Consider the following 10,387-nt stretch of genomic DNA (forward strand, 5'->3'; position numbering starts at 1 on the left):
GATAACTGCCAGTCAGCGATTAGGTATTGCTGCTTCTTCTGATTAATCCCCATAGATAAATAGCAACAATTGCGCCAAGCACAGCTACTAAAAATACTAGGAATTAAAGCAGCGCTAGCGGCAGAAATTTGTAGAGTTCCTGTTCGTAGTAAGGTAAACAAACTTCCCCCTACGAAAGCACCAATAATACCCAAAATCATTGTGGAGAGAATTCCATCGCTTTGATAGCCAGGATAAATAGCTTTAGCATAGGCGTAGCCCAACCTAGGCATCGCATCTGCCAAAAATCCTAAAACCATCCAAGCAATAATACTCATAACTCCCTCAACAATCTCACTTGTATCTAAGTTATCAACTCTGATTCCAAATTCTTTCTACCACATGGGGTAAATGCTAAATCCAAAAGTTAGACAAAAGACAAGATTGGATGAAAATTGGTATTTTTTGCATTTATAGCATTAAAATGCTAAACGCCAGTTTTTATAGATGAAATCATGAGTTATTAAATATCTAATCCTAGACTTTATTGACTGTAAAAATAGACATAATTAAACTAATTAATTTATATTATTTTATCTCTATCTTAAGACATAAACATTTTGTCTAACTTTTTGGGGATGCGTTAAAATTATTTACTCATAAAAATGTACTTTGTTTCACACTATTTTTTGTGACAATTGAATATATAATAGGAAGCATCTCACGTTTGCAAATATACCAGGCGATTAGAAATCGCGGCTACACAAACGAAGCAAATATACCAGGCGATTAGAAATCACGGCTACAAAAACGAAGTCCGCCTACGCAGACTCAAAGAATTTGAAACCCACGTAGGTGGGTTTTGTTTGTATAGCCGCGAATTCCATTCGCCAGGACAGACGTGTTTTTACACTCATTGAGATGCTCCCTATATAATATCCCCTCAATCGTTATTTTTCAGGTAGATTGAGGGAATAAAAATTAGTAAATATTTAGATAAGTGATATCAAATTGCACGGGAGAATTTTGTCTCTAGCATTCTTGTGTGAGTATCAAATATGACGGCAATATTTCTTACTAGCAATCTCCCGATGTCTGTAATCTGAATCTGATTTTTTGATAAACTGACTAGACCATCTGCTTCTAGTGGTTTTAACGCCTCTAGTTCCTCAGAAAAATATTCATCAAAATTGATCTGATATTTGTTTTCAATGTCTTGCTTATGCAACTGAAAGTGAGACATAATACCCATAATCACATCCCGTCTGATAATGTCATTTTGAGTTAGCTTAATTCCTTTACTAACAGGTAAAGCACCTGCTGCTAGTGTCTGATAATAATCCTTTAATTCCTTGTGGTTTTGAGCATAAGCATCTTCTAGCATACTGATAGATGTAGCACCAAAGCCAAATAATTCTGTTTCAGCGTGGGTAGTATAGCCCTGAAAATTGCGTTTGAGAGTCCCATTCCGTTGAGCGATCGCTAGTTCATCATTAGTTTTAGCAAAATGATCCATCCCAATAAATAGATATTGGTTATTCGTCAATTCTTCAATGGTCATTTTCAGAATCTCTAACTTTTCCTCTGCTGGGGGTAGCGCCTCTTGAGGAATATTTTTTTGTGTCGGTTTGAGCCACGGTACATAGGCAAAGTTAAAGACTACAATTCGGTCAGGATCTAATTCAATAGTCTTTTGCAGCGTCTCCCGAAACGTCTCACGAGTTTGATAGGGTAAACCATAAATTAGGTCTACATTTACACTTTCAAACTTAGCTTCTTTGATCCAACTCATGACATCAAAGAGCATTTCTTCTGGCTGGACACGATTTACAGCTACTTGAACTTGGCGGTTAAAATCCTGAATGCCAAAACTAATGCGGTTAAATCCAATCTCTCTCAAAAAGAAAATGTAATTTTTATCGATATAGCGGGGATTAATCTCAATTGAGATTTCTGCTTCTGGGTCGATGTTGAAATAGCGATTAATGTTTTTCCATAAAAATTCTACTTGGTGAGGCTCCAAGTAATTAGGAGTACCACCTCCCCAGTGGATTTGCAGCACTTTTCTGTCTGGATCGATTAAAGCTGAGGTGTTTTTGATGTCTTGAACCAAAGACTCCACGTAAGGTTTAGCAATATTCTTGTTGTTAGAAATTACTGTGTTACAACCGCAGAAGTAGCAAGCACTTTGGCAAAAGGGGATGTGGAAATACAAACTCATAGGAGTTTTGCGTTGATTCGATGCTGCGATCGCGGCCTTAAAATCAGTTTCGGTGAATGTTTCGCTTAACTCTGTAGCCGGTGGGTAACTGGTATATCTAGGTGCGCGAGTGTCGTACTTTTGAATCAGATCCAGATCAAACTTGACACCAGGTAATAGAAAAACCATTGAGTTGCTTTCCAATGAATGAGGGGAGTAGGTAGAGACGCGATTAATCACGTCTGTATGTAGGGAGTGGGGCGATGAGTGGGAAATAACCAATAACCAATGACAAATGACCAATGACAAATGACAAATGACAAATAACCAATGACAAATGACAAAATTAATTAGCCGCAGCTATTTCAGTGCTACCTGAATTATGAGAACGAGTAAGGCTATTAAACAAAACTTGACCGAGTGCTTTAATTAAATTTCCTTCTAGTTCCTGAGCCATCTGTAAATTCAATGCAAAGGCATTATTCGCTTCTGCAACAATCCTTTCTGCTGTTATATCATCAACGGATAATGCATTTAATGCCTGACGATACTTATCCTTAAATGCCTTTTTGTCAGGAATTTGCTCAAAGTTGTAAAAGGATGTGCCTTCATAGCCAGAAAGCTTCAAAGCTGACTGAGCAACTTTTTGTAGCATTTGACCCCCTGAGAGATCGCCCATGTAGCGAGTGTAGGCATGACCTAGCAATAAGGCTGGTTCACTAGCAGAAATTTCCCGAATGCGGTCAATGTACTTCTGGGCAGCAGGTGAGGGTGTAACTTGCTCTCTCCAATTATCCCCATAATAGAACACCATATCTTTTTCGAGCGAGAATTGGCGATTAAGTTCGGGGAAGTAAACTGCACTAATCACAGGATGCTCTACATGGCTCTCTAATGCCGCTTCTAGTTCGCTGTAGACGTAATACAAGTTGCTTAAGAACTTGGCGAAGCAGCCTCTATCCACAACTCCTTGCAGAAAACATTTCATAAATCCCACATTTTCTGCTGATGTGTGGGCTTGTTGAGTTCCAGAACGCAGTTTGATGGCTAGATTGCTACTCATTTTTGCTTCCTTCATGTTCAAACGCAAGGTTTTTGGGCAGTCACCGACTCACGATGCCTGCCAGGGCCAGCTAAAAAATTGTTATTCTAGGTTTAGACTGGATCTGCATCACTCTATCCAGCAAGTACCACTGCCGATGCAAATCCCAGCTGTTTTTATTTCTCCTAAGATTATTTAACTATTAATTTATATATAACTATAAAGATATTAATCTTTTTTTATGTTTTTCTGATGCTCATGTTCAGGCACATCCCAGTTGAGTAGTAACAAAAATGGTTGTGAGATAGGCATTTAAACTCTCCTGAAACGATGAACGATAAGTTTATTTCTCACAATTTACTTTCAATAATTTAACTGATGTCTTCAATAGACTATTTATGGTTATATAACTTTTGAGGCATAAAATAATAAAAGGATTCTTATGGTTAAGTCTCTGGAAACCTCCAAACCTGAGTTGCTGAAGTCAGGTGTGAAAGCACCTGTTCAGGAAACATTACTAACACCCCGGTTTTACACCACTGACTTTGAAGCTGCGGCGCAGTTGGATATTTCGGCGCAGGAAGCAGAGTTATTGGCAATTGTAGAGGAGTTACGAGCAGACTATAACCGTCATCACTTTGTCCGTGATGAAGAGTTTCAGCAGTGCTGGGATCACATTGACGGGGAAACACGCGTCGCCTTTATTGACTTTTTGGAACGTTCTTGCACTTCCGAATTTTCAGGATTCCTGCTGTTCAAAGAATTATCGCGCCGTCTGAAAAACCGCAATCCCATTCTGGCAGATGCGTTTAATTTTATGGCCCGAGATGAAGCACGCCATGCAGGATTTTTGAATAAATCAATGGCAGACTTTAATCTTTCCCTTGACTTAAGTTATTTAACCAAAAATCGCACTTATACCTTCTTTCCGCCAGAGTGGATTATTTACACAGTCTACCTATCGGAGAAAATTGGCTACTGGCGCTATATTTTGGTGTATCGCCACATGGAAAAACATCCAGAACACCAAATTTATCCCTTGTTCCGCAAGTTTGAGAGTTGGTGTCAGGATGAAAATCGACATGGAGATTTTTTCAAAGCGCTACTGCGATCGCAACCTCAACTATGGAACAATTGGAGAGCTAGATTGTGGGTGCGTTTCTTTTTATTGACTGTTTTTGCTACTCACACTTTGACGGTATTTGAACGCGCAACATTTTATCAATCCATTGGGATAGACCCGCGCGAATATAATACCAGAGTCATTGAAGAGACGAATAACACCGCTGCACGGGCTTTTCCGTTGATTTTGAATACAAATCATCCAGAGTTTTTCCGACGATTGGAGAAGTGTTCTGACCTTAATCTGAAATTAGCAGAGATTAACAACAGCGATCGCTCACCAATTGTAAAATTCTGCCAAAAATTACCTTTGATAGCCTCCATTGTTGGACATCTATTGCAGACTTACCTAATCAAACCCGTCGATGCTGAATCATTGAGAGGGACAGTTCATTAACTGGTAAGGGACTTGCGAAAAAATAAAGTACCAGCCATTCTAGAATATTTAGGAAGTGCGGATCTACTAACCCCCACTAAATCTCTAGAATGGAAATCCCTCAAGTCATGCTGACTGACACCATCAAATCTACCTTTAAAGATGCAGCCAAAAAACTAACTGGCAGTCGCAAAAGAGACTTCATGGCAAAAGTTCACCGAAGATTACTTCGATAGTTCAGCCCGCAAAGCAGAAACAGTGTTGGGGTGGAATCGCCAGAGTGTACAACTTGGCTTGGATGAACGGCGGACGGGGATAGTCTGTGTAGATAACTATCAGGCAAGAGGAAGACACAAGAGTATTGAGATTCTGCCCAATTTAGAATCGGATATTCGTTCATTGGTAGATGCTAAAGCCCAAACCGACCCAAAATTTCAATCAACTTTTCTGTATGCGCGCATTAGTGCCAGAGCAGTAAGAGAGGCATTGTTAGGTGAAAAGGGATACGACCAGAGCGAATTACCGTCTCGCCAAACCCTAGGGACGATTCTTAATGGCTTGGGGTATCGCCTAAAAAAACACAAAAAACCAAGCCCTTGAAAAAGATTCCCCAAACAGATGCCATATTTGAGAATGTGTTCCGGGAGAATCAGGCGTCAGATGAGAATCACAAATCGTTGAGAGTGTCTATTGATACTAAAGCCAAAGTGAAGATTGGGAACCTTTCTAGAGGTGGTAAAGCCCGGACACTGGAGGCAAAAGCCGCTGATGACCACGATACACAGTGGCAAGAAGTCTTAGTTCCATTTGGTATTCTCAACACACACAGCCAGCAGCTATCAATTTACTTCGGTCAGTCGGCTGAAACTAGTGATTTTATTGTCGATTGTTTAACCGCTTGGTGGCATGAGAATCAACACAATTACCTTGAGCTTGATGAATGGGTGATTGATCTCGATGGCGGTGCGGCGACTCGCAGTGACCGCACACAATTTATCAAACGCATGGTTGAACTGTCTGATACGATTAATTTAAGAATCCGACTGATTTACTATCCTCCCTACCATAGCAAGTACAATCCGATAGAACGGTGTTGGGCTACTTTAGAAAACTATTGGAATGGCGCGATTTTAGATTCTGTTGAAACCGCACTACATTGGGCTTCTAATATGACTTGGAAAGGTATTGCACCCATTGTACATCTGGTTGAAACCACCTATGAAAAAGGAATTAAGGTTCTTTCACAAGAGTTAGAACAATATCAACCTTTCTGGCAACGTTCTGAAACATTACCCAAATGGGATATCACGATTGTCCCAGTTTGATTGGTATCTTATTTTATTGCAAGTCCCTAACTGCATACATTAATTGAATTTACAAGTCTACTTTGGGAATCTCTTCACTCGAATTTTATAATCAATTGCATGGTTTTCATAGCTAAATATCCTAAGAGACGTGAGTAGGATGGCAAATCGGTTTTTGTCTTATTAGTAACTGCGATCGCACTTGGAGAAACAGACATCGCACACTTATCAACCATCACCTATGAATAAGTCTTCGCCTCTCACAACTCGCCTATGGAAACGATTTCACTCGCCATTCAAGCTCATGTTTGACATCATTTGGGAGAAGTACTTCCAGGTGCGATCGCACTGTATAACCCTCTCGTTGCAATACCAACTAAAATAATACTAATATTCGCGCTACTATACTTGTAACTTGCTGTGCCGCATTCAAAATATTAACTGTATTGTTAATATTTTGTTGTACCTCCTCTAAATTTTTTAGCCCCTCTTTAAGTTGGGGTTCAAGTTGTTTTAATTCGTTTGTCAAACCTTGCAAAATTTCATTCCCTAGGTTATCAATGAGGATTTGACAGTCCGAGATGGTATTTGTCAAAATTTGTATGTTATTTGGTTCAGTTTCTTTATCCAGAGCAGTCTTAAATACTTTTTTCTGTTTTTTAAGTATGTCAATCTGTTCTTGAAGTATGCCAATAACGTTTGTAGTTTCGTTAATGAATTGATTTGTCATAGTTCTACTTCTCATAAATATTAACTATTTAATAGTGGCAACTAACATTAAAAATGAATCAATATCTTTCAAAACAGAATTGAGATGTGTAACGGAAGTTTTTCCTTCAAGGGAATCCTGGAAAGTCTGTTTGAATTCTTTTAAGGTATTACTTGCTCTTACGAGTCCTTCAATTTTTATGTTCATTGTCAGGATATTACTCCGTTCTGCAATCCATTGCTCTTGATCAGGAATGGGCTGTAGCTGAGTAAGTGGTTGGATCACAAGGCGCTGTTCCTGTAGCTCTTGTATTCTCTCTACATCTCCCTGGATATCTTCGCTAAGAAATTTTAGTAGTTCTTCTTGTATTGCTAACTCCTGAAAAATTATTTCTTTACGCTGTTTTAATTCTTCTCCAAGTGCGCCATTAATTTGAGAATCAAGAACTATTGTGGCTAAAGGTGAAACAATTACACTTTGAATTCTTTGAAGGCTCGCACCACTACTATTGAGATTATCTGCAATACCTGCAATTGCTGTCTTAGCTTCATTAGGTGCATCAGAAGATGCTAGCTCTTGCAGTTTAGAAAAATAAGCTTCTAAAAGTCGGTTGTGATTTCGTAGTTCATTGAGAAGCTTTAATCGTACCTTAGCAGGTTGGGAAATCTTTTGATAGTCAGTGGAGCTTACATAATTGTCTCTTATTTTTTTATCTAAAATCTCTTCAGAAGTTTTGTCGATTTTAATATTGCCAGCAGTTATTAATAGTTGGTCAACTGCTTGAGAATATTTGTTTCCTACTTCGGCTAATTGTTTATACCCTTCTCTAGAGTGACAACCACTTGTTAAAGCTGCGATAGTAGCAAATATTGCCGCTGTTTTATGAAATCTTTTTATCATGAGTATCTCTTATATACTAGAGATGCTGATTTAGGTTCAGACAATTACGAATATTGCCTTGTGATTAAATAGCACTCGCCTTGTAATTTTCTCGAAACTTACGGAAAACCTTTGCTTGTTAAAAATATTAAATAGACTTATCCTAAAATTAAATTTTTAACCTTCTGATCCAAGGCTTAAATGCTCATTTATGGATAAGTCTAATGAATATTTTTCCACAATTAAGATTGTCCTTGCTCTAATTCTCACCTCTATGATGCTGAGGAATTATGGAAATGATGATATTCAAATTAAAACATGTTTCTAGTAATTATAACCCCACATATATTTTCAATAGATTACAACCTTAAGAGCCATTAATAGTATCCAGTATTAGCGTTACTAGTGTTACGTTAATTGAACTCCTATCTGATTAGCACGGAGATGAATAATTTGCGCCAGTCTAGTTTGTGTTGTTATTGCAGTCTGATCGCCTTGGGCTTGCCATTTTTGGTAATTAGCGCGAACTGAGTCTAATTCTCGCTGCAAATCTTCTTTAGTACTCATTGCCATAATTTGGCTTTCAATTGGGTTAGTGTCGTGAGGACTAGGATTGGGTTGGCTATTTTCATTAGGAATTACAAAAGTCATACAACCTCCAGAAGGCTAATATTAGCTTTATATGAATCAACACTACAGATTCCCGATTCCTAACACTACCAAGGTTTGCAACTTTAAGAAAAAAGTTAAGGATATGGCAGCAACAAATCCCCAAAGCCGTTCCCCATATTGATTTCAGTTACCGAAAAATTAAGTGCCTCGCAACCATTCATTTAACGGCGTTCTTAACTTTGGAAAAACCCCCAAGTTAATAACTTGCTTGCTTCTGTTTACCTTTCCCAGAGCAAACTTCGACTCCCAGGCGCGTTGAGAATAGACTTTTTTGAATTGCATCCGTAAGTAGTCGTGCGAAATTATTGATGTCACTGTAAGCAAAATGTAATTCTGATACTGTATTTGCCAATTTAGAAACCTAATGGCAACAGGCTCAACGTGCCAATTTTACTCAATAGCCTAACCACTTAAGATTTGTAACTATACTGCATAAATTTGTAAAGTGCATCAGTTATCTATATTTAGTAAGCAAATTACTAAGCACATTTTTATACTTTATTTCCTAGTAAAAATGCAATTACAATCGAAAAATCATCTCCGGCGGCGGGGTGCGACTCTGACGGCTCAAGGATCAAGGAAACTCAATCAGGCAAAAGCTCAGTTAGAAATTGAGCAAAACTTTAAACGATATACTCTCGAAGACCTTAGTGAGAAAACAGGTTTAACCCCCAATACCCTCAGTAAGGTCTTTAATGGCTCAGTAGGAGTTGATAAGCGAACCTTGGAGTGCTGTTTCAATGCCTTTAATATAACCTTGTTAAAGGACGATTATTTCTACCTGGAGCCTCATGAAAACAGTCTTACCGAGATTGGCTCAATGTCCCAGGCTGAAGCCTGCGGCTGCATTGAAGCAGTATGCGATTCTCGCAGCAATGTAAGGCAAATCCACAAAATGGAACGATTCCCGAAGGGACGGCAGAGCCGAACGCCAGACAATCTGTACCCTCGTTCCCCAAACCCACCAGGAGGGCAGATACCACTAGATTCAGTCTTTTACATTGATCGTCCCATCCTCGAATCCCTCTGTTACGAAGCCATCCAGCAACCCGGTGCGTCGATCAACATCCGCGCCCCCAAGCAAATGGGCAAAACCTCACTAATGGCCCGTATCCTGGCTTATTCTGAAACTCTTGGCGATCGCACTGTTTCCGTGAACTTGCAACTTGCCAACGACGAGATTTTACAAAACCTAGATCGCTTCCTAAAATGGTTCTGTGCCAGAGTCAGCAAGCAGTTAAACTTGCCAAATGCTTTGGTGCATCCCGCCGTAGGCATCACTAATTTTTGGGATAACTCCTTGGGTAGCAAATCGAACGCCACCGATTATTTCGAGGATGTTATCTTAGTTAACCTCGGTGGCGAAGCGTCTCCAAGAAGGAATCGCCCCCTGGTCATTGCGATCGATGAACTCAACCAGCTTTTTGCCTACCCCGACATTGCGCGTGAATTTCTCCTACTTTTACGAACCTGGTCGGAGCAAGCCAAAGAAGGTGATGCAGACATTAATCCTTGGCACAAGCTGCGACTAGTGACGGTTCATTCTACTGAAATCCTGATACCTCCCTTGATCGATCCTTCTCTCTTGAATACTGGGCTGGTGATTGAGTTACCTGAGTTTACCTCTGCTCAGGTGCAGGATCTAGCATATAGGTGCGAACAGGAGATAACCGCGTCACAAGCCCACCGCCTGATCGCTCTGCTAGGGGGACATCCCTATCGGTTGGAGTTAGCATTTTATTACCTACAACAACAGACAATAACCCTGGAAGAACTCTTAACAAATTCTGCGATCGCCGGAGCCATCTATGCAGACCACTTAGAACAGCAATGGTGGAACCTGCAACGCTATCCCAATTTATTGCCATCGTTTACAGAAATTGTTAGGCAGTCAAGTCCAATAGATTGCGAAGCAGAGGCAGGTTCCCAGTTGCACAAGATGGGGTTAGTGCATCTGCATGATATGAAGGCAAGTCTCGCCTGCGAGTTATTTCGGCCGTTTTTTTGCGATCGCCTGCCGCAAATCAACAGTTATATCAAGTCCGGTTAATTACTTATGATTACCGCATCCGTGCAAAAATCAGGAAAACCTCTTTCTCCCTGC

At 39.8% G+C, this 10,387-nt stretch carries 11 protein-coding genes and 1 pseudogene; 5 read left to right on the top strand and 7 right to left on the bottom strand.

Annotated elements, in window-relative coordinates:
* Positions 1 to 19: 19 nt before the first annotated feature.
* The 3 genes and pseudogenes from HWQ44_RS10365 to HWQ44_RS10375 form a co-directional block, all read right to left on the bottom strand.
* Positions 20 to 317, bottom strand: a pseudogene (locus tag HWQ44_RS10365) (GlsB/YeaQ/YmgE family stress response membrane protein).
* Between the two features lie 668 nt (positions 318 to 985).
* Positions 986 to 2,368, bottom strand: a complete 1,383-nt coding sequence (gene hemN, locus HWQ44_RS10370) for an oxygen-independent coproporphyrinogen III oxidase (RefSeq protein WP_292718201.1) — start codon at positions 2,366 to 2,368, stop codon at positions 986 to 988.
* A gap of 157 nt (positions 2,369 to 2,525) precedes the next feature.
* Positions 2,526 to 3,242 (bottom strand): heme oxygenase (biliverdin-producing), encoded by a 717-nt coding sequence (locus HWQ44_RS10375; protein WP_292718203.1) that lies wholly within the window; start codon positions 3,240 to 3,242, stop codon positions 2,526 to 2,528.
* 421 nt (positions 3,243 to 3,663) lie between these two features.
* On the opposite strand from HWQ44_RS10375, the gene acsF reads away from it, so the two are divergent.
* The 4 genes from acsF (at position 3,664) to HWQ44_RS10395 (ending at position 6,044) form a co-directional block, all read left to right on the top strand.
* A complete protein-coding gene (acsF, locus tag HWQ44_RS10380) occupies positions 3,664 to 4,740 on the top strand; it encodes a magnesium-protoporphyrin IX monomethyl ester (oxidative) cyclase (protein WP_292718205.1) in 1,077 nt (358 codons plus the stop codon).
* Between the two features lie 89 nt (positions 4,741 to 4,829).
* Positions 4,830 to 4,955: a hypothetical protein gene (locus HWQ44_RS10385; RefSeq protein WP_292718207.1), complete on the top strand. Its 126-nt coding sequence runs from the start codon at positions 4,830 to 4,832 to the stop codon at positions 4,953 to 4,955.
* A 25-nt stretch (positions 4,956 to 4,980) separates the two neighbouring features.
* Positions 4,981 to 5,319: a hypothetical protein gene (locus HWQ44_RS10390; protein ID WP_292718209.1), complete on the top strand. Its 339-nt coding sequence runs from the start codon at positions 4,981 to 4,983 to the stop codon at positions 5,317 to 5,319.
* Entirely contained in the window at positions 5,316 to 6,044 is a 729-nt protein-coding gene (locus HWQ44_RS10395) for a transposase (protein ID WP_292718211.1), read from the top strand. The genes HWQ44_RS10390 and HWQ44_RS10395 overlap by 4 nt, the downstream gene beginning before the upstream one ends.
* 74 nt (positions 6,045 to 6,118) lie before the next feature.
* Here the strand turns inward: HWQ44_RS10395 and HWQ44_RS10400 are convergent, their stop codons facing one another.
* The 4 genes from HWQ44_RS10400 to HWQ44_RS10415 all read right to left on the bottom strand — a co-directional run bounded on the left by HWQ44_RS10400 (position 6,119) and on the right by HWQ44_RS10415 (position 8,262).
* Positions 6,119 to 6,241 carry a hypothetical protein gene (locus HWQ44_RS10400; RefSeq protein ID WP_292718213.1) on the bottom strand — a complete coding sequence of 41 codons (123 nt, stop codon included), beginning with the start codon at positions 6,239 to 6,241 and terminating at the stop codon, positions 6,119 to 6,121.
* A 158-nt stretch (positions 6,242 to 6,399) separates the two neighbouring features.
* Positions 6,400 to 6,753 carry a hypothetical protein gene (locus tag HWQ44_RS10405; RefSeq protein WP_292718215.1) on the bottom strand — a complete coding sequence of 118 codons (354 nt, stop codon included), beginning with the start codon at positions 6,751 to 6,753 and terminating at the stop codon, positions 6,400 to 6,402.
* A gap of 24 nt (positions 6,754 to 6,777) precedes the next feature.
* Complete coding sequence (locus HWQ44_RS10410) at positions 6,778 to 7,632, bottom strand: hypothetical protein (protein WP_292718217.1); 855 nt, start codon at positions 7,630 to 7,632, stop codon at positions 6,778 to 6,780.
* Positions 7,633 to 8,019: 387 nt separating this feature from the next.
* Positions 8,020 to 8,262, bottom strand: a complete 243-nt coding sequence (locus tag HWQ44_RS10415; protein WP_292718219.1) for a hypothetical protein — start codon at positions 8,260 to 8,262, stop codon at positions 8,020 to 8,022.
* Between the two features lie 535 nt (positions 8,263 to 8,797).
* Between HWQ44_RS10415 and HWQ44_RS10420 the strand changes: the two genes are divergently transcribed.
* Positions 8,798 to 10,333 carry an AAA-like domain-containing protein gene (locus HWQ44_RS10420; protein ID WP_292718221.1) on the top strand — a complete coding sequence of 512 codons (1,536 nt, stop codon included), beginning with the start codon at positions 8,798 to 8,800 and terminating at the stop codon, positions 10,331 to 10,333.
* Positions 10,334 to 10,387 lie beyond the last annotated feature (54 nt).

The sequence above is a fragment of the Nostoc sp. JL34 genome, assembly GCF_017114945.1.
GTDB lineage: Bacteria > Cyanobacteriota > Cyanobacteriia > Cyanobacteriales > Nostocaceae > Nostoc.